20 protein-coding genes, 1 tRNA gene and 1 pseudogene are annotated in these 20,904 nt (G+C 54.8%); 8 read left to right on the top strand and 14 right to left on the bottom strand.

The features are described from left to right. Positions 1 to 109 precede the first annotated feature (109 nt). Both HVA01_RS04675 and HVA01_RS04670 read right to left on the bottom strand, forming a co-directional pair. Positions 110 to 940, bottom strand: a complete 831-nt coding sequence (locus HVA01_RS04675) for an ABC transporter permease (RefSeq protein WP_146873402.1) — start codon at positions 938 to 940, stop codon at positions 110 to 112. After that, positions 940 to 2,142, bottom strand: a complete 1,203-nt coding sequence (locus HVA01_RS04670; protein ID WP_146873400.1) for a quaternary amine ABC transporter ATP-binding protein — start codon at positions 2,140 to 2,142, stop codon at positions 940 to 942. Before HVA01_RS04670 ends, HVA01_RS04675 begins: the two co-directional genes overlap by 1 nt. Before the next feature lie 464 nt (positions 2,143 to 2,606). Here HVA01_RS04670 and HVA01_RS04665 point away from each other — a divergent pair, with 464 nt between their 5' ends. Further along, complete coding sequence (locus HVA01_RS04665) at positions 2,607 to 3,116, top strand: hypothetical protein (RefSeq protein WP_146873398.1); 510 nt, start codon at positions 2,607 to 2,609, stop codon at positions 3,114 to 3,116. A 201-nt stretch (positions 3,117 to 3,317) separates the two neighbouring features. Here the strand turns inward: HVA01_RS04665 and HVA01_RS04660 are convergent, their stop codons facing one another. From HVA01_RS04660 to HVA01_RS04640, 5 genes are all read right to left on the bottom strand, one after another. Next, entirely contained in the window at positions 3,318 to 4,718 is a 1,401-nt protein-coding gene (locus tag HVA01_RS04660; protein WP_146873396.1) for a sigma-54-dependent transcriptional regulator, read from the bottom strand. An 11-nt stretch (positions 4,719 to 4,729) separates the two neighbouring features. Further along, positions 4,730 to 6,175 (bottom strand): sensor histidine kinase, encoded by a 1,446-nt coding sequence (locus tag HVA01_RS04655; protein ID WP_146873395.1) that lies wholly within the window; start codon positions 6,173 to 6,175, stop codon positions 4,730 to 4,732. 133 nt (positions 6,176 to 6,308) lie between these two features. Further along, complete coding sequence (locus HVA01_RS17790) at positions 6,309 to 6,419, bottom strand: hypothetical protein (RefSeq protein ID WP_307725358.1); 111 nt, start codon at positions 6,417 to 6,419, stop codon at positions 6,309 to 6,311. A gap of 129 nt (positions 6,420 to 6,548) precedes the next feature. Further along, on the bottom strand, positions 6,549 to 7,424 hold the full coding sequence (locus tag HVA01_RS04645) for an AEC family transporter (RefSeq protein WP_146873392.1): 876 nt from the start codon (positions 7,422 to 7,424) through the stop codon (positions 6,549 to 6,551). A 78-nt stretch (positions 7,425 to 7,502) separates the two neighbouring features. Further along, a complete protein-coding gene (locus HVA01_RS04640; protein ID WP_146873390.1) occupies positions 7,503 to 8,417 on the bottom strand; it encodes a LysR family transcriptional regulator in 915 nt (304 codons plus the stop codon). Positions 8,418 to 8,610: 193 nt separating this feature from the next. Here HVA01_RS04640 and HVA01_RS04635 point away from each other — a divergent pair, with 193 nt between their 5' ends. The 6 genes from HVA01_RS04635 to HVA01_RS04610 all read left to right on the top strand — a co-directional run bounded on the left by HVA01_RS04635 (position 8,611) and on the right by HVA01_RS04610 (position 16,666). Then, positions 8,611 to 10,599, top strand: a complete 1,989-nt coding sequence (locus tag HVA01_RS04635; protein ID WP_146873388.1) for a ligand-gated channel protein — start codon at positions 8,611 to 8,613, stop codon at positions 10,597 to 10,599. A gap of 201 nt (positions 10,600 to 10,800) precedes the next feature. Next, a complete protein-coding gene (locus tag HVA01_RS04630) occupies positions 10,801 to 11,757 on the top strand; it encodes an ABC transporter substrate-binding protein (RefSeq protein ID WP_146873386.1) in 957 nt (318 codons plus the stop codon). Continuing rightward, the gene (locus HVA01_RS04625) at positions 11,757 to 12,776 is read left to right on the top strand and encodes a FecCD family ABC transporter permease (RefSeq protein WP_246129482.1); all 1,020 of its coding nucleotides are present in this window, start codon (positions 11,757 to 11,759) and stop codon (positions 12,774 to 12,776) included. The genes HVA01_RS04630 and HVA01_RS04625 overlap by 1 nt, the downstream gene beginning before the upstream one ends. Positions 12,777 to 12,829: 53 nt before the next feature. Further along, positions 12,830 to 13,936 carry a FecCD family ABC transporter permease gene (locus HVA01_RS04620; RefSeq protein ID WP_246129466.1) on the top strand — a complete coding sequence of 369 codons (1,107 nt, stop codon included), beginning with the start codon at positions 12,830 to 12,832 and terminating at the stop codon, positions 13,934 to 13,936. Continuing rightward, entirely contained in the window at positions 13,933 to 14,748 is an 816-nt protein-coding gene (locus HVA01_RS04615) for an ABC transporter ATP-binding protein (protein WP_146873384.1), read from the top strand. Before HVA01_RS04620 ends, HVA01_RS04615 begins: the two co-directional genes overlap by 4 nt. A gap of 88 nt (positions 14,749 to 14,836) precedes the next feature. Beyond that, positions 14,837 to 16,666 (top strand): ABC transporter ATP-binding protein, encoded by a 1,830-nt coding sequence (locus tag HVA01_RS04610; RefSeq protein ID WP_146873382.1) that lies wholly within the window; start codon positions 14,837 to 14,839, stop codon positions 16,664 to 16,666. On the opposite strand, the gene HVA01_RS04605 is transcribed toward HVA01_RS04610, so the two are convergent. Then, positions 16,663 to 17,253 carry a hypothetical protein gene (locus HVA01_RS04605; RefSeq protein WP_146873380.1) on the bottom strand — a complete coding sequence of 197 codons (591 nt, stop codon included), beginning with the start codon at positions 17,251 to 17,253 and terminating at the stop codon, positions 16,663 to 16,665. The genes HVA01_RS04610 and HVA01_RS04605 overlap by 4 nt on opposite strands. Before the next feature lie 112 nt (positions 17,254 to 17,365). Here HVA01_RS04605 and HVA01_RS04600 point away from each other — a divergent pair. Then, a tRNA-Ile gene (locus tag HVA01_RS04600) sits at positions 17,366 to 17,442 on the top strand. Between the two features lie 182 nt (positions 17,443 to 17,624). Here the strand turns inward: HVA01_RS04600 and HVA01_RS04595 are convergent. The 6 genes and pseudogenes from HVA01_RS04595 to HVA01_RS17820 form a co-directional block, all read right to left on the bottom strand. Beyond that, positions 17,625 to 18,032, bottom strand: coding sequence for a hypothetical protein (locus HVA01_RS04595; RefSeq protein ID WP_146873379.1), 408 nt, complete (start codon positions 18,030 to 18,032; stop codon positions 17,625 to 17,627). Between the two features lie 24 nt (positions 18,033 to 18,056). Then, positions 18,057 to 18,482 carry a DNA adenine methylase gene (locus HVA01_RS04590; RefSeq protein WP_218031533.1) on the bottom strand — a complete coding sequence of 142 codons (426 nt, stop codon included), beginning with the start codon at positions 18,480 to 18,482 and terminating at the stop codon, positions 18,057 to 18,059. 117 nt (positions 18,483 to 18,599) lie between these two features. Then, positions 18,600 to 19,033: pseudogene (locus HVA01_RS04585) on the bottom strand (helix-turn-helix domain-containing protein); the annotation flags it as partial. 191 nt (positions 19,034 to 19,224) lie between these two features. Continuing rightward, the gene (locus HVA01_RS04580; RefSeq protein ID WP_146873377.1) at positions 19,225 to 19,506 is read right to left on the bottom strand and encodes a helix-turn-helix domain-containing protein; all 282 of its coding nucleotides are present in this window, start codon (positions 19,504 to 19,506) and stop codon (positions 19,225 to 19,227) included. After that, the gene (locus HVA01_RS17485; protein ID WP_218031532.1) at positions 19,503 to 19,703 is read right to left on the bottom strand and encodes a type II toxin-antitoxin system RelE/ParE family toxin; all 201 of its coding nucleotides are present in this window, start codon (positions 19,701 to 19,703) and stop codon (positions 19,503 to 19,505) included. Before HVA01_RS17485 ends, HVA01_RS04580 begins: the two co-directional genes overlap by 4 nt. A gap of 555 nt (positions 19,704 to 20,258) precedes the next feature. Further along, positions 20,259 to 20,861, bottom strand: a complete 603-nt coding sequence (locus tag HVA01_RS17820; protein ID WP_371860135.1) for a transposase — start codon at positions 20,859 to 20,861, stop codon at positions 20,259 to 20,261. Between the last annotated feature and the right edge of the window lie 43 nt (positions 20,862 to 20,904).

The following is a 20,904-nucleotide window of genomic DNA, read 5'->3' as shown; positions in this document are numbered from 1 at the left end:
GGTATAAATTTTTTTAACGCCGTGGCGCATTACTAACTTATACAGCATGGATAGCAATAAGCGACTTGGCAAGTGCTTGACTCAACGCAGTCGCTCAGGCTGCTTTGCTTCAGCGGCGCGTTTTACGCAGCGATTGGGTGAGACGATCCAGCAGCATTGCCAAAATAACCACCGCAATACCCGCTTCAAAACCATCGCCAGGACGCAGGCGTTGAATAGCGCGCCAGACTTCGCTGCCTAACCCATCGGCACCGATCATGGCGGCAATAACCACCATCGAAAGGGCCAGCATGATGGTCTGGTTGATACCTGCCATCACTGTCGGTAACGACAAGGGTAGCTGCACTTTAAACAGTTTTTGAGTGCGGTTAGCGCCATAAGCGTCGGCGGCTTCAATAAGCTCGACCGGCACCTGGCGAATGCCCAGGGTGGTAAAACGAATAGCCGGTGGCATGGAGAAAATCACCGTGGCAAAAATCGCCGACACCGAACCGATGCCAAAAAATGGAATAGCGGGAATCAAATACACGAAAGCCGGCATGGTCTGCATGAAATCGAGTATCGGCATGATGAGTCGATAGAGCTTTTCGGATAGGGCCGCCGCTATGCCTACCGGCATAGCAATAACCACGGCCACCAGCGTAGCAAATACCACCAGAGTGAGCGTCTCAATCATGGGCTCCCACAGGCCCAGGTTCCAAATTAATGCCAAGCCCGCGATAGCCCCAATGGCCAGGCGAACGCCGCCTAAACGCCAGCAAAGCAGAGCAATCAAGCCTAGCAGTGCCCATTCCGGGAGCCAAAACAGGGCGCTGTTTAAAACATCAATGCCGGTTTGGGTAAAACGCGAAATGCCGCGCGTGACGATCGAGTATTCGCTGGTGAGCCAGGTCAGGCCGCTCTCAATCCAATCACCCAGGGGAATACGTATAATATCCATTATTTTTCTCCTGCCCGTGCCAGTTGATCCAAAACGGCGCCTTTGACCACCACGCCCAGTAGGCGCTCTTGCTCGTCAATGACGGCGATGGGGAAGCCCTTTTCACTAAACATCGCGAATAGGTTATGCAACGGCTCCTCCGGGGGGACTTTGCGGAAGTCCTGGGTGAGATAGTCGGTAATGGTATCCGCCCCTTGCTCCATCGCTTGACTGGCGCTGTCTACTTCGAGCAGCCCAAGCAGGTTACGGTCACGGTCGGTCACGTAGATTGAATCAATGCTGTGTTCGCGCATACGGTGAAGCGCGGTACGCGGACCATCGCTTTCGCGTGCGGTAGTGCGTACTGGGCGCATGGCGCTTTCGGCGGTAAGGATGCGCGAGCGGTCAACGCCTTCAATGAAGCGACGTACGTAGTCATCGGCAGGGTTGGTTAAGATGTCTTCAGGGGTGCCGATTTGTACCACTTCACCGTCTTTCAACAGCACAATGCGGTCGCCGATATTCAATGCTTCGTCTAGATCGTGGGTAATAAAGACGGTTGTTTTCTGCATTCTCGACTGCAGTTCGAGCAGTTCTTGCTGCATATCTTTGCGAATCAGTGGGTCAAGCGCCGAAAAGGCTTCGTCCAACAACAGTACGCTAGCGTCATTTGCCAAAGCGCGGGCCAAACCAACGCGCTGCTGCATGCCGCCGGAAAGCTGGTTCGGGTAGGCATCTTCCCAGCCTTCCAAACCTACCTGGGTGAGTGTCTCATGAGCGATTTTATACCGCTCAGCTGGGTCAACACCGCGAATTTCCAGGCCAAACTCGACGTTTTTCTGCACGGTGCGATGGGGAAACAGAGCAAAATTCTGAAACACCATGGAGAAATGGCGGCGACGGCATTCGAGCAGCGCCTTTTCACTCAGCGTCGGGATATTCTCATCGTCGATGATGATATCGCCTTCTGTGGTATCGATTAAGCGGTTCAGGCAGCGGATTAACGTTGACTTTCCCGAGCCGGATAGGCCCATGATGACCAGTAATTCGCCTTCATAAACATCGAAGGAAATATTCGAAAGCCCGAGCGTTTGACCCGTTTTTTCAAGAATTTCAGGGCGTTTAAGCCCTTGGTCACGTAGCTCAAGCGCTTTTTTGGGTTGTTTACCAAATACCTTGCTTAAACCACGCACCTTAATTTTAACATTACGTGTCTCGTCCATCGACAATGCCTTTTTGGTGAGCAGAATGGGGTGTGCCGCTGATGCGTACTTGCTAATGGAATATATCAAGCCACGCCAATAAGAACAGCTACGGTGCCATTCATAAATAAATAAGAGCTTGAGTCGGATAATTTATTAAAAATTATTATACATAGGCAGGACCTGTGTGTCACAACGACCCATCAACGGGCCCGTTAACGCCACATGTGTCATTTTTTACCCACCTGAGGGTGAGTTGTCAACATACTAAGGAAAAGCATTAATTTATATAAATATTTGATTATTAAATATTTTTTTATAAATAATAAATTTTTGGCACAAATATCGCAATAACTTTATAGATCAGTTTCTAAAGATCAGTTCCTTAAATCAGTTTCTAAAAATTAGTTTTAAAAATTATTGGTTTATGCAAACACTGATTATTGAAAGGATGATTGATGCCATCAGGACGGGAGGTCGCAAGTATGGATAATCCACGTGTCCACACTGAGCGTAATCGAAATAAGCGTTTCCGCTGGGTAACGTTGTGCATGGTAGCAAGCGTTGCCAGTGTCATTGTTTTAGCGGGCTGTGGCGAGAATGAAGAACCGCCAGCAGAAGAAGCCGCGCCAATGGAGCAAGATGCGACCAATGGTCAAGCGTCTGGCTTGGAACAAGAGCCCGTGTTGAAGGAGGATCCAGGTCTGGAAGAAGGCTCAGTCTCGGCAGGTTCAATGAATTCAGATCAGAGTAACGGTGCTGAGTCTGAAACGCCCACGGCTGAACAAGACGGTATGGCTGATCAAGAAACTGATCAAGAAACCATGCCTGAAGACACTATGGACGAGCCAGTAGAAGGCGCCATGAACGCCATGGACCCAGACGAGGATGAGCCTGGTTTTGGAGAAGGCACTGACCCGATGCCCGGCGATGGCGAAAACAATGGCGAAAATGCCGAAGATGAAGATGGTGATAACGAGTCAACTAGTAATTAACCAGGAGTTAACCAGGAGTCACTAATTAAACCGTCATTAACGGTGAGTAACGATCCCTACGATGGTAAATCGATCCAGCTGTTCGTTCCCTGCAGCTGCTCCACACGGTTTATCATCCTTTCTGCCCCCGCGCCTGCGGGGGTTTTTTTGGCGACTACATTTGCGGCTACATAATGTAAGTATGGCGATACAGCGTAGCGCTTACTCTTCATTATCTTCCAAGCGACGGTACAGCGTCCTACGCGCTATGCCAAGGACCTCCGCGGTGCGTCGTTTATTACCCCCCGTGGCTTCCAATACTTTATTAATATAGCGCTTTTCGACCTCCTCCAAGCTGGGCCAACGGATCGGTGGTGGCGTTGGTATGGGTGTCCCTGCGACTATCTCACCACTTAATGTCGCTGCCAGTGGCATGCCCGCTTCTGGACTGGAATGCTCGCGCAGCCGTTCGGGCAGGTCTTTGTGGTTAAGTGAGCCATCCTCGCTTAGCGTAACGGCGCGCATCACGGCATTTTCCAGTTCGCGAACGTTGCCGGGGTAGCTATAGTTAAGCAAATTACTCAGGGCGTCGGGCTCGATTTGCTCTATTTGTTTACCCTGAGCCTCTGAGTGTTTGTCGATAAGCGCAAACACAAGGTGTTCAATATCGCTGCCGCGATCGCGCAGTGGTGGAATACGCAATGAGAAAGTTTCTAAACGATAGAACAAGTCGCTGCGGAAATTGGCCTGCTCTATTTCTTGCTCCAGATTGCGATGAGTCGCGGCAATAATGCGCACATCGACCGGTTCTTCACGCTCACTACCCACCGGCCGTACGGTTTTTTCCTGAAGCGCGCGCAATAATTTTGCCTGCAGATTAATCGGCATCTCACCAATTTCATCTAAAAACAGGCTGCCGCCCTGGGCGCTTTGAAACAGCCCTTTGCGGGCTTCGTTAGCCCCGGTAAAGGCGCCTTTCACATGACCAAAAAACTCGCTTTCCATCAAGTCGGCCGGGATACTGGCGCAGTTTATGGGCACAAACGGTTCTTCACCGCGCTGGCTTTCCTGATGAATGGCGCGGGCCAGTAGCTCTTTGCCGGTGCCGCTTTCGCCCAGGATCAAAATCGGGGCGTCGCTTTTGGCAAGGCGCGAGGCGTCATGAAAGAGCGTCTGCATGACCTGGCTCTTACCCACAATGCCGTGGAAATGGCTGACATCCGAATCGTGGAAAACCGCCAAACGCTGCCGCTCCAGGACACGAAACACCGAGTCACGAATAGCATCCAGATCAAGTGGTTTGGTTAAAAAGTCGTCAGCCCCTAATTTCAGTGCTTCAACGGCCTGGTCGATGGTGCCAAACGCGGTAATCACAATAATGCCCAGCTCGCTACCCGCTTGGCGTAGCTGCTGAAGTAGCTGTATGCCGGTCATGCCCGGTAGGCGCACGTCGGTAATCACCAGCGCGACGGTGGTGTGGCTGAGTAGGGCGATGGCTTCTTCAGCGCTGGGGACGCCAAGCGTTGTGTAGCCGGCATCCTGCAGCTCTTCTTCTAACAACTCACGTATAGCGGCGTCATCTTCCACCACCAACAAAGGTAAAAGGTGTTCCTGATGGGTCACAAACGTTGTCCTCACGCGGATGCAGTTTCACTAATGGGTAACGTAATCTCAAATCCAGCGCCGCCAAGGGCGCTGTCAAACACGCCGATGGTACCGCCGTGGTCGTTAATAATGCGGTGCACCATTGAGAGCCCCAAACCGCTGCCTTGGCCAACCGGTTTGGTGGTAAAAAATGGGTCGAACACTTTATGGTGATGGCTGCTGGGAATTCCCGGACCATCATCCTCTACCCACAAGAGTAGTTCATGCTCGTGCTTGCGGGCGCGTACGCGGATGCGGTTAACGTCTGGTGCCTGCGCCGCATTGCGCAATAAATTGGTCAGCACCTGCACAAGTTGTTGGCCGTTGGCCACTAAATTGGGTGTCGGCGACGGTAATTCAATGTCTAACCGAATATGGCGCGGTTCGAGCGTGTCTTCGACTAAATCCCTCGCGCTGATAATAAGCTGATCAAGGGCCACCGCGCCTTTCTCTACGTTATGTTGACGGCCTAATTCCATCAACTGACGCACAATGGCGACGACGCGTTCCACTTCGCTGCGAATTCGCCCTAGTCGAGCGCGTTCGTCATCGCCGATGACATCGCGGCGAGCCAAACGCTGAGCTTGGCCATTAATGACCGTTAGTGGTGCACCTATTTCATGGGCAACACCTGCTGCCAGTACGCCCAGCTCTGCCAGTTTTTTCGATTTGCGTAGGCGCTTTTCAAGCTCTATTTCGCGCCGCTGACGGCTTTCAATATCGCTATCTTTTTCTGCCATCGCATCCAGCATGCCATTTAACCCTGAGGCTAGGTGGCGATATTCGGCAGGGCCATCTTCAGTCGCACGTTGGCTACGATCGCCTTCTTCAATGAGCGACATAACGTGCAACAAGCGATTAAGTGGGCGTTCAATATAGCTGCGAAACCCCCACCAGATGCTCAGCACAATGCCCGCCGCACCCACCACAAACACCAACACGGCAACAAGGCTGATAAACCCAGTGTAGTTCTCAATGCCGGTGTTAAGGCGGTTTACCTGCAAGACGCCATAAACGGTGCCATCTTGCGAGCGCAGTGGTGTCAACGCAGAATAATAGTTCCAGCCGTCGTGTTGACGATAATTGCTATACAGATCATCGCGCTCAATGACCTGCTGGATCTCTTCGCGGCTGAAAATATCCTGGCCCAGGCCCAGGCCATAAATACTCCGACCATCGGTATCGAAAACATAGGCCCCGTAAATGCGATGGAAGGAAAACGCTGACTGCAACGCCTCTTCAAGCGGGGTGCTGCTGTCCGGTGTGACTGCGTAGCTAAGCGAGGTGCTCAGCGCGCGGGTAATGATTTCAACTTCGGTTTGTAGTTTCGAGCGGACGTTATCTTCCAGCGATTTAATCGCTACTAGGCTAAACACCACCAGGCTGACAAACAGCGGTACAATCACCGTCAATATCATTAAATTGCGTAATCGCATTTGGCATCCAGGGTGGTGTTAATACTGATTGATCAGTCCGTTGAAAGGTTACCGATTGGCATGGGGACGCAAGCGATAAAGGCTCCCTTGCGGGTTGTCAGTGAGCAAGTAGAGAGCCCCGTTAGGGCCTTGGCTAACCCCCGACCAATAGGTTGCCCTCCCAGGCGCTCAAGGTGTCACCGGTGATTTCAGCAAGCCCGGCTGGAGCAAAACGGCCTTCGAATACGTAGACCGGGTCGGTCATGCCGGGTAACGAATCAGCCCCAATCGGCTCGTTAGTGGCATAGTCATTGCGCGTTAATGCTGCTCAGTGCTTATTTAAGCTTGCTCAGTACCTAACAGTGACTCGTTACCCCGGATGGGGTTCCACCCGTTACATTAGAAGGGCGAGTAGCACAGGCAGGTAAATCAGCGCTAATAACGTTGAACAAAACACCAAACTGGCGACATAGACAGGCTCGCGCTGGGCGCGCTGAGCAAATAAATAGTTAAACACGGCAACGGGCATACACATCTGCACGACTAAAATGCTTTGTGCCAACGGCGGTAGGCCGACCCATCCGGCGATCAACCAGGCCACGACGGCGGCCAGGGGGATCCTGATCAAACTAAACCCGAGCCCGGAGCGCAAATTCTTAACTTGAATATTGGCGAGTGCCACGCCCAGCGTAATCAGCATCAGCGGTACCGTGAAGCCCGACATTAAATCAACCGTGTTCGCCAGCCAGGCGGGGAGGGACGTGTCTGTCAGCAGCAGCACCATGGAGATTATTATGGCGTATACCGTGGGCGTCTTTAATAAGGTTTTAAGGGGATTGCCTTGATTATTAAGCACCGCGCCTAAGGTGAACTGAAATAGCGACACGGTGACCATGACCGTAATGCCGTAGGCAAAGCCAGCACTGCCAAAGGCGTAAAGCACCACCGGCAAGCCCATATTGCCGGTATTGGGATACATCATGGGGGCAAGCAGTACCCGCCAATGGCGGTGCAATAATTTAGCGACTAAAAAAGTCGCTGCTCCCATGGTGATAATCACCAGTGCGGCAGCCAGCATGGTTTGTCCGAAGGTGGCCGCGTCTATATCGGCGCCGGCAAGCGAGGCGAGCACCAAAGACGGGGTACCAATGTTAAACACTAACCGGGTAATGAAGTCGACCGGGTAAGGGTGCCCTAAGCGTACCCACACGTAGCCAAGCCCTGCACCGGCCAGTACGGGCGCCATAACGGCAAAAAGTTCGGCAAGCATTGGCTGTCCTTGGCATTCGTTAGCCGCCCATTGTCGTTAATAAGCGGGCTAACTGGCAAGGCAAACACTCAAATTAACTTAAACAGCGGCGGTAGAAGTGCGCCACTGGGCGGGCACCTGGCTGCGTAAAAACTCCAATAGCGCATGAGTGCGGCGCGATTGGTGGCCGTAGGCGTAAAGCAAGGTGATAGGGAGTGGCACCGGCTCCCAGCCGGGCAGGCAGTTAACTAACTCGCCCGGATGGTGCTGTTCGCGCTGTGCGGTTAGCCAGTGAGACAGCAAGCCTATGCCCTGACTACGCGCGATGGCGTCAATATGCAGGGCGGTAAGGTCGACGCGCAGCCGCGAACGCGGTGGGTTGAAGGTGTAATCGCTATGCTCAGGGTGAGAGAGCAGCAGCCCATCAGACGTCGAACCCAGCAGGTCTATCCAGGCGTGTTGGTTAAGTTCATCGGGATGGCTGGGCATACCCCTTGCCGCTAAATAGCGGGGGCTGGCATATAGCCCGCGGTTTAAGTACCCCAAACGCTCTTGATTCAGCCCGCACTCATGCGTTGGTCCCAGCCAAACGTGAACACTATTGCTGTGCATTTTTGTTGGCGGTGTCTCACGGGTATGCAGCGTTAATTCCACTTTGGGATGACGGTTTAAAAAGGCGTCAATCGCACTCGCCAGCCAGCCGCGCGCCAGCGCGCCGTGCACTTCCAGGGTAACTGCTCCGCTGATTTCCTCACGCAGTTCTGAAAGCGCTTCCTCGCTGTGGGCCGCCATGGCGAGTAATTCAGTGCAATAGGTATGAAACAGCAGCCCAGCTTCGGTAGGGATCAGGCAGTTCGCCTGGCGTCGCAACAGCGGCTGGTTCAGGCGAGCTTCAAGTTGGCTGATGCGACGGCTTAGGGTCGATTTGGCGAGCCCCAGCTTTTTCGCACTGCGCGTTAAGCTGCCGGTGGTCATAACATCGGCAAAAGCAGCAAGTTCATCAAAGTCATACATCGTCAGGCCCACAGGGCAGAAGTTGAATAGCGATTATGCCATTTATTCTTACGAATGAAAATAATAGGCATTTGTGTTCCGTTTTTTTGAACGCGATGTCTCACTCTTCTGTGCAAAAAATATGTAAGAATATAAATGTTAATAATTCCTATTTAATAGAGCGGTTGCTCACTCACCTTATAAGGACGTTGTTATGTCTCCCTGTTTGCGTCGTACGTTATTAGCCAGCGCCATCTCAACGCTTGCTAGTGGCTCTCTTTGGGCACAAGAGGCGCCCCGCTTAGACGATATGGTGGTCACTGCATCTGGCTTTGAACAGCAAATTGCCAATGCCCCGGCGTCTATCAGTGTGGTATCGCGCGAAGAGCTGGAGCAAGGCCACTATCAAAACGTTACCGATGCGCTACGTGATGTGCCCGGTGTGATTGTGACCGGCGGCGGAGGCGGTGATCGAGGCCATGATATCTCCATTCGCGGTATGCCCTCCCAGTACACGCTGATGTTGGTCGACGGGCGCCCGCAGAGCTCCCGCGAGTCACGGCCAAATGGCAGTGCGGGGTTCGAACAAGACTGGCTGCCGCCGCTACAGGCCATTGAGCGTATCGAGGTAGTGCGTGGGCCCATGTCAACCCTCTACGGCTCCGACGCCCTTGGTGGGGTGATCAACGTGATTACCCGCAAGGTCGCCAAGGAGTGGCACGGTAACGTTCAGCTCGACACCATCTTGCAAGCAGACAACGATTCCGGCGACAGCCGCCAAGCCAACTTCTATCTGAGTGGCCCTTTGGTCGGTGATCGGTTGGGCCTCCAGCTCTACGGAAGTACCTCCCAGCGTGACGAAGACAACATCGTTAATGGCTACGAAGATAAAAATCTACAGAGTCTTACCGCCCGGCTGAGTTTGGCTGCCACTGAGAATCACGACGTTACGTTTGAAGCGGGCATTACCGAGCAAGAACGGCAGTCGCTAGTGGGTCGGTCAGCCGCCGCTGAGGGTTGCCGAGGTGGCTGTGAAGATAGCTTTAACGAATTTACCAACCAGCATGTCGCGGTGACCCATAACGGGCGATTTGATTGGGGGACCAGTGAAAGCTTTATCCAGCGCGAGCAGAGTAAAAACGATTCGCGCGATATTGAAATTACCAACACCACCGCCAAAACCAGCGCAGTTATTCCGCTTGGGGCGCATATACTGACGGTAGGAGCGAACTACGAGGAAGAGTCGCTCAACGACACTACCACCAATAAAATATCCGACCGCACCGAGATTGAGAACAGCCAATGGGCGCTGTTTGTCGAAGATGAGTGGATGCTGGCGGAATCTTGGGCGCTGACCGGCGGTTTGCGTTTAGATGACAACGATAACTTCGGCACCCATATTAGCCCACGTCTTTACAGTGTGTGGAGCGTGACCCCCGACTGGACATTGAAGGGTGGTGTCTCAACGGGTTATCGCTCGCCAAGCCTGCGTGAGATAACCTCTGATTGGGGTGCTGTCAGCCGTGGCGGTACTACCTATGGGAACCCAAGCCTGGAGCCTGAGACCTCGCTCAACAAGGAAATAGCACTGTTATATAGTGCACAAAGCGGCCTGAGCGGGGGCATCACTCTTTTCCACAATGACTTTGAGGACAAGATTACACGGTTGCGGTGCACATCCGTAGGCTTGTCGGCAACAGAGTGCCCAGCAGCGACTCAGTTTGATACAGACGAGGATGGAAACCTTTATACAAACACACGAGTCAATGTTGATGAAGCGGTCACCCAGGGCGTAGAAGCGAGTTTCGCCGCGCCGCTGAGCGATGCCCTGGAGCTCACGGCCAGCTACACCTTTACCGACTCTGAGCAAAAAAGCGGTGAATACAAAGGCGATCCGCTAACCCAGCTGCCTCGCCATCAGGTATCGGCCACGCTAGATTGGCAAGCCTCTGCCAAGCTGAGTCAGTGGACCAAAGTGACTTACCGTGGTGAAGAAAGTCAGCCCACTACCGGTCCATCAAGTCGTTCTATTGTTGCCCCTTCCTACACCTTTGTGGACACCGGCGTTGGCTACCAATTGAACGAAAGCACTCAACTGAATGCGGGCATCTATAACCTGTTTGATGAAGATATTGACTACGATGAGTATGGCTATATAGAAGATGGCCGTCGTGTTTGGTTGGGGTTGAACGTCTCCTTCTAAACGCTATTTTCGAGCAATAAGTGCAAAAAGCGGCTGTCACTGGATAGCCGCTTTTCAGGTTATAAGTGCCGCCTTCTGCCGGAAGGGACCGCGGCGGTGCCAGGGTTGCAGAAAATGGAACGCATTATTCGCTCAAATGGTAGTGCAAGTGTTTTTGAGAATCGTTATTATCTTTTTGAATTTACTGCCTGAGAGAAATATATGCTGGTCACCACCCAATCGATTTCCGCCGTGATAGCCACCTATCTGCGCCAAGGCGTGGCTGCCGTGCTACTCAGCACACTGGTAGTCGGCGCTGCTCAAGCACGCACGCTGGATACCGCGTTTGGCGACGTAGAGGTGGAGGGAACCCCTGAACGCGTGGTGACGCTTTACGAAGGTGCGCTGGATGCCGCCTTAGCCGCCGGCATTACCCCATTAGGTGCCGTCACCACGCGGGGTGGCGATAACGTCGCCGAGTACGTGGAAGCCCATTTGGGCGATGACCGACCCGCCATTATGGGCGTGGTGCGTGAGATCAATATTGAAGCCGTGCTGGCACAGCAGCCGGAGCTGATTTTGGCGCCCGCCCAGCTTTCCGAAGAGCAGTACCAGTTGCTTTCACTTATTGCCCCGACCGTTGTGCCACACACCCAGCCATTAGCCGCGGATAACTGGGAAGCTGAGGCGCGACTTTACGGTGAAGCGTTAAACCGTAAAGAAGCGATCGAAGAAGCCATTGCGGCGGTTGATCAGCGCACCATGGAATTAGCCGACGCATTAGCGGATGCAGAGGTAGGCGGTACCGCCTTTTTAGTGCGCTGGATGCCCGGTGGCCCGATGGTGATGTCGGAAAACCTAATTGCCACAGGGCTGCTAGAACGGGTTGGGCTTGAGGTGCAAGGCGCCGATTTAATTGGCGAGCGCGGGGTGCATAGCGATGTGCTCAGCCTGGAGAACCTTTCCCAAGTAGACGGCGACTGGCTGTTCCTGGCAACCCTCAATGAAGATGGGCAAGAAGCGCTAGAAGCCGCTAAGCAAAGCGCCGCTTTTAACCGCCTTGATGTGGTTCAGCAAGAGCAGGTGGTGCCTGTGAACGGCCAGCTGTGGAGCAGTGCCAACGGCCCGCTCGCCGCGCAAGCCATTCTTGATGATATTGAGGCTGCGCTGTTGCCGTGATGGTTCCAGGTGTTGCAACCGTCGTTCGGCGTACACGTTCGCGCACGTCAATACTGCTACTACTCACCGCCCTTGTGGCGGTGAGTGTCGTTAGCTTATTGGTGGGTGCGGGTAGCGTCGGGCCATGGCGAGTTTTAGCGCTGCTTAGCGGCTCGCCGGACAGTGAAGCGAGTTTTATCGTTTGGGAACTACGCGCGCCGCGGACCTTAATTGGCATTATGGTGGGCATGGCATTAGGCGTCTCGGGGGCGCTGTTGCAGGCGGTTGCCCGCAATCCGCTGGCCGAGCCGGGTCTGCTAGGCGTTAGCGCGGGCGCAGCGTTTGCGGTAGCCCTCGCCTTGGTGCTGGGGGCTAGTGCCGCCACCTTGCGTATTTCTGTGGCGCAGCTGGGTGCCTTGTTTGGCTGTGTCTGTGTGCTAAGCGTGGCACGGTTTCGCGGCGTGGGTAACGACCCTGTCAGGCTGGTGCTCGCCGGGGCGGCGTTTTCAGGGCTGCTTGCCTCGCTAACCTCGTTGATACTGCTTTACGACCAGCGCGCCGCTGACGAAATTCGGTTTTGGGTGATTGGCAGCTTGTCAGGGCGCCGGTTGGATGACCTTGTGGCGGTGATGCCGAGTATGCTGCTGGCGGCGCTCGTCATTGCGCTGATAGCGAGGCCGCTGGCGGCGCTTGCCCTAGGCGAACGTATTGCCTCTGGGCTCGGCCACCACCCCAATCTGATTCGCTGGCTAGTGGTCGCCTGCGTGGCGCTATTGGTTGGCGCCGCCACGGCCATCGCCGGGCCGATTGCCTTTGTCGGGCTGGTGGTGCCGTTTGTGGCGCGGGCGTTTGCCGGGCCTGATATTCGTCGCACGCTGTGGTTTTGCCTGCCTATCGGCCCCTTAATGGTGCTGGCGGCGGATATTATTTCACGCGTTGTCGTCGCGCCCTCGGAACTGCCGCTGGGAGTGCTTACCGCGCTATGTGGCGCGCCGGTGTTGGTGGCCGTGGTGCGCGCGCGCCGCTTACCGATGCTATGAGCGGGCCTATGAAAAACTCTCCGATAAGAACCCCTCTGTTAAGCACTGAGCCTATGCCTTTCACATCTGAGCGCTACGCAACCGGTTCCCAGCACAGCGATAGCGACAACGTGCGGCCGCCCATCGGGTTTTGGCGGTTCGGGTGGCGCAGCGCCAGCGGCGAGAAAAGCGTGTTGTTTGATCAGCGTGCCGTGGCCGTTAACGCTGGGCTGCTATGTTGTTTATCCCTTGTTTGTGTGATTTACCTGAGCCTAGGCAGTGTTCCTGTGGCGCCTTTAGCGGTGCTCCAGGTCTTGTTGGGTAACGCAGATAGCATGACAGCGTTTGTTGTTCAGGAACTGCGCTTGCCCCGTTTGGCTGCTGCCTGTGCGACCGGGGCGGCCTTTGCGTTAGCGGGCATACTGATGCAAACCTTGGCGCGCAACCGTTTGGCTACGCCGGGTATTATCGGCATCGATAACGGCGCGACGGCGTTTGCCGTGGCGTCAGTGGTGGGGTTGGGCGTTTCTATCGCACCGCCGGCGATGGCATTAGCCGGGGCGACCACGGCCGCTGTCCTGACCTTTGGGCTTTCTGCTGGCAGCGGTACCCAAGGCTATCGCTTTATTATCGCCGGGATTGGCGTCGGCGCGGTGTTTGGCGCGGTGACTCAACTGATGCTGGCGCGAGTAGCGATTGATACCGCCAATGCCGCCTACCCCTGGACCGTGGGTTCGTTGAATGCTCGCCCCGCGGGCGCGGTGCAGTTGCTGGGCGTTGGGTTGGCGTTAGGCCTGGCGGCCGCGCTGGCGCTCGCGCGGTCATTAACCCTGCTGCGTTTTAAAGATGCCACCGCGAGAGGCTTGGGCGTTAACGTTCGGCGCCGCCGCCTTGAGGTGCTGCTGCTATCGGTGGCGCTAACCGGACTAGCGGTCGCAGTGGCCGGGCCGGTGGGCATGGTGGGCCTCATTGGCCCCGAGATTGCCCGCTCGCTATCAAGTTCGCGCAGCGTACCGATCATGGCCGCTACCTTGGCGGGGGCGTTGGTAATGGTGCTCGCGGACCTGGCCGGGCGCACGCTGCTCGCCCCCATCGAACTGCCAGTGGGTATCGTGACATCCGTCGTCGGTGGACCCTGGTTACTCTGGATATTAATGCGCCCGCAACGGAGCTTCACATGAGCCAAGCCACGACTTCGTCAATGCCATCACTGGCGACTCAATCGTTAGGCATGAGCTATGGCAGCCGTCAGGTGATCGATGGCTTAGATATCACGCTGCCGAGCGGGCAGGTCACCGCCATTGTAGGGCCCAACGGCTGCGGCAAATCAACGCTGCTGGCCGGTCTTGCGCGTTTGCATAAGCCCGACAGCGGGGCAGTGTTGCTGGACGGTGACGATATTCAACGCCTTCCTGCCCGTCAGTTAGCCACCCAGTTGGCGCTATTGCCCCAAGAAGCCGTTGCTCCCGAAGGGCTAACCGTGACCGAGCTAATCCGCTTTGGGCGCCAACCCCACCAAGGCTGGCTGCGCCAGTGGTCGGCGGAAGATCAACGCGTGGTGCAGCAGGCGTTGGCTGCCGCAGGGCTAGAGCAGCTTGCCGATAGGCCGATAGAAGCGCTTTCCGGTGGGCAGCGTCAGCGCGCTTGGATTGCCATGACCATCGCCCAGCAAACGCCGTTATTACTGCTGGATGAGCCCACCTCTGCGCTGGATCTTGGCCACCAGATCGAAGTGTTCGAACTGGTTAGGCACCTTGCCCGTCACGGCCGCACCGTGGTGATGGTGTTGCACGATCTTGCCAGTGCCTGCCGCTACGCTGACCATCTCATCGCCATGCGCGAAGGGCATATCGTTGCCCAGGGCACGCCAGCAGACGTCGTCACCCCAGGCCTTGTGCGTGAGCTTTATCAGGTAGACTGCACGCTGATTATTGACCCTGATACCGGTAGTCCGTTGCTTGCCAATGTGCGGCGTTCTGCGGCCGCTGGCTAATACTTCACCGTCACGCATTGAGCCTGGGTGGTGATTTCATTACGCTAGCCCCTCTAACCTATTCAGCTCATCACTTACTTTGTAAGGAATGCTTGTGGCTCCCTCTAAGCCCCATCCTCAGAATCAGAGCTTTCAAGCCCTGGTGCGGCTATTTCGCTATGCCAAAGGCTACCGCCGCCGGATTATTGCCGCCTCCACCTGTTCAGTCATCAACAAACTGTTTGATATTGCCCCCGAGATTTTGATTGGTGTTGCCATTGATGTGGTGGTCAATCAAGAGCAAAGCTTTGTGGCCAGTTTGGGCTTTGATACGCCCCAGCAGCAGATCACCATGTTGGCGGTGCTGACGTTTGTTATTTGGGCGGGAGAGTCGCTATTTGAGTACCTGTTTCAAGTGCTGTGGCGCAACTTAGCCCAGCGGCTACAGGCAGATATGCGTCAAGACACCTACGAGCACGCGCAACGGCTGGATATGGCCTTCTTTGAATCGAAAAGCTCCGGCCAGCTTGTGGCGACGATGAACGATGACGTCAACCAACTTGAACGCTTTCTGGATGGCGGCGCCAACGCGCTGATTCAGGTGCTGGTTACCGTCGTGGCGGTAGGCGCGGTTTTCTTTGTGCTTTCGCCGTTGATTGCGCTGCTGGCGTTTACGCCGATTCCGCTGATTGTGTGGGGCGCGTTCTACTTCCAGCGCAAAGCGGGGCCGCTGTATAGCGACGTGCGCGAAAAGGTCGGCGATCTGGCCAGCCGCCTGTCCAATAATCTAAGCGGTATTGCCACCATCAAGAGCTTTACCAGCGAAGACCGTGAAGCCGAGCGCCTGCGCGCTGCCAGCGAAGCCTATGTCGAGGCTAACCGCAGGGCGATTCAGGTCAGTTCGGCGTTTATTCCAATTATCCGTATGGCGATTTTGGCCGGCTTTTTAGCCACCTTTACCGTGGGCGGCATGATGGCGCTCAATGGCTCGTTGAACGTGGGCGCCTACGGCGTGTTGGTATTTCTGACCCAGCGACTGCTCTGGCCGCTGACCGGTCTGGCCCAGGTGATTGACCTGTTCGAGCGTGCCATGGCGAGCACCAAGCGGATTCTCGACCTGCTGGAGGAGCCCATTACCGTTAAGGACGACAGCACGACTCCCCTGGCTCAGCCCGTTAAGGGCGAGGTGCGTTTTGAGTCGGTGAGTTTTCACTACGCCGCCAGCGAGGTTGGCGTTGATGGGGTGGATCTACACGCGCCTGCCGGACAAACCCTGGCGCTGGTCGGCGCGACCGGTTCGGGCAAATCAACCCTCATCAAGCTGCTGCTACGCTTTTACGACCCCGAAAAAGGCAGGGTGCTGATCGACGGTCAGCCGGTAATGGAGGTGAGTATGCACTCACTTCGTCAATCGATTGGTCTGGTCAGCCAGGACGTTTACCTGTTCGAAGGCAGCATTCGCGACAATATTGCCTATGGCAAACCCGATGCCGACGACGCTGAGATTATCGATGCCGCCAAAACCGCCGAGGCGTGGAGCTTTATCGAGACGTTGCCTCAAGGGATGGACACACCGGTAGGGGAGCGGGGCGTGCGCCTTTCCGGCGGCCAACGCCAGCGGCTCTCCCTGGCGCGGGCGCTACTTAAAGACCCGCCAATTCTGGTGCTGGATGAAGCCACCAGCGCGGTGGACAATGAAACCGAAGCCGCTATTCAGCGCTCGCTTAAGTGCATCGCCCACGGCCGCACGGTGATTATGATCGCCCACCGACTTTCAACCATTGTCCACGCCGACGAGATCGTGGTGATTGAGAAGGGCCGAGTGGCCGAGCGCGGAACCCACCCCAGTTTGTTGGAAGCTGACGGCCACTACGCCGCCCAGTGGCGAGTACAAACCGGTGAGGCCCAAACGAGGGATTTAGAAGCGCTAAACGGTTAGCGGTTAACCAACAGCGCATTCAAAGTGACGGGCACATGCTCGTCAATCTCCTGATAGCCCAGCAACGACAGCACGGTACGCACCGTGCTGTTTTCCATCAGAACGTTACCGTCGATTGCCATCGGTTCGGCGTGGGTCACGCGTATCTCGTTCAAGCCTTCACGGGTAAAGCGCAGCGGTACCGATTCCTGCTGGTTAATCATGTCTGACTGAACGCGAAACGTCAGCGTTTCCACTAGCGATTCACCCATATCCAAACCGTCCAGCCGCTCCGGCGACATCTGCGCCACCAGCGTCACCAAGGTGGTGTTCGCCAGCAAGCCTATCCACGGCGGTAACTCACCAAAACGTTCAAGCACATCGGTTTGGCTAAGTTTTAACGGCAGGCGAAGAGTGCCATCGCTGGAAATATCCCCCTGCAGATCGCGCACCTGATGGTGGTGGGTTTGCGGTGCCTCGCCATTTAAATGGGTAATCGATGCCTGCACCCGCGACTGAGCAGGCTCAAGCTGCCAATCAGCGTGCACAGGCAGCACCAACAATAAAGGAAATAGAGCAATCAATGCTTTCACAGCGCGTCTCCGCATAAGGAACTACTCTCCAGACTGCCCAATCCACATAAAGTGCCGCAATGACATCAAGATAGCACGAGGGGGCTAGCCTCGCCCCGCCACATTCGCTATGATATGCACGCTTTTCGGGCCTATAGCTCAGTTGGTCAGAGCAGGGGACTCATAATCCCTTGGTCGTAGGTTCAAGTCCTACTGGGCCCACCATTAAATCAAAGACTTACCCGCCATAATACCCTTCCTCGCTGTACCTTTTTCCGCCAGTGTCTACAAAGCGTCTACACCCTAGAATTTTGGCCCGTATGTGTGTAAACGCGCGCCGCATTTGGCACAGAGAAAAAGCTAATGTCCCTGCGTTTTTTTGCAATAGATTTGGCATGGGCTAAGCATCAGCTTTTTAACAGCTCTCCTACCGCATACTTAACTGCCTCGCTTCCCGCCATAGCACCTACGCTGCGTATGGCTGACTTCATGCGGTCAAGCCCCTTTGGCTTCATAAGCTCTTCTAATACTTCTCCCCCTACTGGGGTTAACACGAGATTGGTTTCAGCAATGCTGATGTGACCATCAATTCCTGATATTGCCCCCCAACCGTATTCATCGGTCAGATCCTTAGACCTGTACAAGTCAGCAGAGAAAAGCTCATCCATGTGGTAGATGAATTTCTCTCTGGTATTTTCATCAGCTTCATCAAAGTCACCAACAAAAGCATCCATAAGCTTGGTGTTGGGTGTGCCTACATATTGACCTTCACCAATTGCCTGGAGGAGGTCTTTCACCATTTTTGCATCGATCATTTTGATATCCCTTATAAGGTGAATTCAAAACAGCCCCGCTGGCTCCGCCTCTACATCCCAGCTGAAGATCAGCACCTCTTTGGCGTCTGAGCCTTTGCCGCCGCCGACGGTGTAGCGTATGTCGGTGGTTTCGATGTGGTAGCCTGTGAAGATCCGGCGGATGTCTGGGTGGTCGTTGAGGCTGATGATGGCCTTGCCTTTGAACTTGGCCAACATTTTCGCCATTTCCTCGTACTGTTCTATGCCAAAGGGTACCCCATATCCTTCTGTCTGCCAGTAGGGTGGGTCCATATAAAAAAGGGTGTGTGGACGGTCATAGCGTTCGATACACGCCTGCCAGCTTAGGTGCTCTATAAAGGTGCTTGATAAGCGCAAGTGAGCTGCCGATAGCGACTCCTCCAAGCGCAGCAGGTTTAAGCCGGGTGGGGTGGTAGTCGCTGGACCGGACAAGTTAATTGTCGCTCTATAGATAGTAGAAGCGTGCTGCGCGTTGTATATCGGTGAGCGTTTCAGGGCGTGTCATCTTGAGCCACTCGAACACTTGGCGGCTGGAAAGCGCCCACTTGAGAGGCTTTTCAGGGAGTGTCGGACTCGCTTGAAGCTATTACCGTTTTTTTTAACGCACGACGCAGCGTGGAGCGACTGAATACCTTGCCTGTTTTTCCCTGTAAGCGTGCCTGTAGCACAGGTAGTTGATGGGGGTGTTCTTCCACCAATTGCTGTAGAGAGGCACGGTCGGCATCGTTCAGAATGGATGGGCGGCCGCCACGGGGTTTATCTGCCAGCCCCTCAAGCCCTGAGGCCTTCCATTGCTTGAACGAGTCCGCCACGGCATTGCGTTGTACCTTAAGGATGCTACTGATCTGGTCGATCGTGTAACCCTGGTGGCTAAGCAAAATCGCGTGAGCCCGTCGGCGCAACGCCCGCTTCTCGCCATGCTGATAGGCCTCATTTAATACCTGCTGTTCATCAAGCGTGAGTGAGATAAAGAGCCGCGCCATGAGGAATGCCTATGCTGAGAGTCGTACGTTCTTTATAGATGAAAATTTATGGGAAGTAACTTAGCAACGGCTATATGAGTCCAACGGACTATGAATCGAGGCTACGAGCAGCCGCTTAAAAAGGTGTCCGGAAAACTGTTGCCAGATCAAGAAATTGTGTAAATATTTCTACGTACATAACAGGAGTGTTTTTAAGCGACCTCAAGTACACGCATTTCGACATGCAGCCCCGCTGCTACCACCATGTTCACCAGTGTATCGAGACCAAATAGGTGGATTTTACCACACATCAGATCGGACACTCTGGGTTGAGTGACGCCCAGCCGCTTAGCAGCTTCGCCCTGGGTCCAGCCCTGCCGGTTAATGTGCTGCTCAAGGGCCATCATCAGACCAGAGCGAAGCTTTATATTTTCCGCTTCGGCGGCAGTGTCCTCAATGGCGTCCCACACGCTTTCAAAAGTCTCATTACTCATCGTTTCACCTCGCTTAGCAATGCACGGTATCTGGCTTCGGCCAGGTCGAGATCCGCCTTACTCGTCTTCTGGGTTTTCTTCTGGAAGCAGTGCAAGACATAGACAGCTTCGGCGAACTTGGCTACGTAGATCACTCGAAATGCACCACTAGCTTCTCTGATGCGGATTTCCCGCATGCCCTGACCAACGGTGGCCATTGGCTTCCAGTCGTTCGGACAAGCCCTCTTTGCACCTTGTCGAGCTGGTAACCTGCTTCCTGCCGGACAGTCGCCGGGAAAGCGCGGAGATCGGCGAGGGCACTGCCTCGGAAATTTAGGGGCTTATATTCTGACATGATGCAAGTATACAAAGTTCTGTATAGTTCGCAATGTAGGTGTTACCCATAGGCATGCTGTTCGAGAGAGGTGAGGATCCCAAATCAGTACAGCAGCGGTACACACACCAGCTTCGTGTGCTATCCTCAACTTTCGCTAATCTACTGATTCAAAAGAACTGTACCTTTCGCTCGATTACGGTTGGTTTTCCTTGTGTATCAGTGGCTTATTGTTTTAAAGGCGAACTCATAATCCCTTGGTCGTAGGTTCAAGTGCTACTGGGCCCACCAATTTTGCTTTTTAAGCAAGGGAATGACTCCCTTGGTTCTCTGCGGTACTAAGCTGCTCAATTTCTCCCTTCCCCTCGTATAACGTCTCGCATGTTTGCGCTTGATGGCTAATCGCCCGCAACATCCGCTTTGGACGCTTTGCCCTGTTTTAGTTTGCTACTACCAGGGGGCTTGGCCGCCTGCGTCGCGTCCACGGACTTGCGTCGCGCATGATCCCAACAGCCAATACGGGTAAATACCGTTGGCACGACACACCTGACCGTAACCGGTCATACACCGTCGACCAAGGACCAGATCGATCGGGTAAGTCACGCCATTTCTGGCCCCAGCGCCGCTCTTCTTCAGACAATTGAAGACGCCATAAGGGCGTCATGGTCCAGTCATACCAGCGTTCGCCCTTGCTGCCGCTGCCAGCGGAGAGGCGATGCCAGCATCGGATGGCAACGCATCGGCAATCTCGTCCGCCCGGGTATAGGTCGGCCCTTGCCCCCCATAACGGCTCGTTGCGTGGCACGGCGAGAACAAAGGGCTGTTCCCGCTCTTCGAGCCAGAGGCGAAGGCTGCGGTTGCCTCCATAGACGGAGTTCCCGGTGACCCAGCCAGCCGGCATGTCGTTATTGAGTGCACGTTCCAGCATTCGCCGAGCCAGTTCCGGCTTTCTGGAAAAATCGATCTCATCGGGAATCCCTGCTCGGTGGCAGCGTTCGCAATCCTGTCTCCAGCCCTTGGGCAGGTACAGCTCCCGATTGATGAAGGCACTGCCCCCCCCCCCCCCCCCCCCCCCCCCCCCCCCC

The sequence above is a fragment of the Halovibrio variabilis genome, from assembly GCF_007991175.1.
Taxonomy (GTDB): domain Bacteria; phylum Pseudomonadota; class Gammaproteobacteria; order Pseudomonadales; family Halomonadaceae; genus Vreelandella; species Vreelandella variabilis.
The sequence above is the reverse complement of the archived record's forward strand: the minus strand, read 5'-3'. Positions and strand labels throughout refer to the sequence as shown.

Excerpts from the sequence above, each read along its gene's own strand:
- HVA01_RS04675 (WP_146873402.1), bottom strand. The coding sequence starts at position 940 with ATGGATATTATACGTATTCCCCTGGGTGATTGGATTGAGAGCGGCCTG.
- HVA01_RS04670 (WP_146873400.1), bottom strand. The coding sequence starts at position 2,142 with ATGGACGAGACACGTAATGTTAAAATTAAGGTGCGTGGTTTAAGCAAG.
- HVA01_RS04665 (WP_146873398.1), top strand. The coding sequence starts at position 2,607 with ATGGATAATCCACGTGTCCACACTGAGCGTAATCGAAATAAGCGTTTC.
- HVA01_RS04655 (WP_146873395.1), bottom strand. The coding sequence starts at position 6,175 with ATGCGATTACGCAATTTAATGATATTGACGGTGATTGTACCGCTGTTT.
- HVA01_RS17790 (WP_307725358.1), bottom strand. The coding sequence starts at position 6,419 with ATGACCGACCCGGTCTACGTATTCGAAGGCCGTTTTGCTCCAGCCGGG.
- HVA01_RS04645 (WP_146873392.1), bottom strand. The coding sequence starts at position 7,424 with ATGCTTGCCGAACTTTTTGCCGTTATGGCGCCCGTACTGGCCGGTGCA.
- HVA01_RS04640 (WP_146873390.1), bottom strand. The coding sequence starts at position 8,417 with ATGTATGACTTTGATGAACTTGCTGCTTTTGCCGATGTTATGACCACC.
- HVA01_RS04635 (WP_146873388.1), top strand. The coding sequence starts at position 8,611 with ATGTCTCCCTGTTTGCGTCGTACGTTATTAGCCAGCGCCATCTCAACG.
- HVA01_RS04630 (WP_146873386.1), top strand. The coding sequence starts at position 10,801 with ATGCTGGTCACCACCCAATCGATTTCCGCCGTGATAGCCACCTATCTG.
- HVA01_RS04625 (WP_246129482.1), top strand. The coding sequence starts at position 11,757 with ATGGTTCCAGGTGTTGCAACCGTCGTTCGGCGTACACGTTCGCGCACG.
- HVA01_RS04620 (WP_246129466.1), top strand. The coding sequence starts at position 12,830 with ATGCCTTTCACATCTGAGCGCTACGCAACCGGTTCCCAGCACAGCGAT.
- HVA01_RS04615 (WP_146873384.1), top strand. The coding sequence starts at position 13,933 with ATGAGCCAAGCCACGACTTCGTCAATGCCATCACTGGCGACTCAATCG.
- HVA01_RS04610 (WP_146873382.1), top strand. The coding sequence starts at position 14,837 with ATGCTTGTGGCTCCCTCTAAGCCCCATCCTCAGAATCAGAGCTTTCAA.
- HVA01_RS04605 (WP_146873380.1), bottom strand. The coding sequence starts at position 17,253 with ATGCGGAGACGCGCTGTGAAAGCATTGATTGCTCTATTTCCTTTATTG.
- HVA01_RS04595 (WP_146873379.1), bottom strand. The coding sequence starts at position 18,032 with ATGATCGATGCAAAAATGGTGAAAGACCTCCTCCAGGCAATTGGTGAA.
- HVA01_RS04580 (WP_146873377.1), bottom strand. The coding sequence starts at position 19,506 with ATGAGTAATGAGACTTTTGAAAGCGTGTGGGACGCCATTGAGGACACT.
- HVA01_RS17485 (WP_218031532.1), bottom strand. The coding sequence starts at position 19,703 with ATGGCCACCGTTGGTCAGGGCATGCGGGAAATCCGCATCAGAGAAGCT.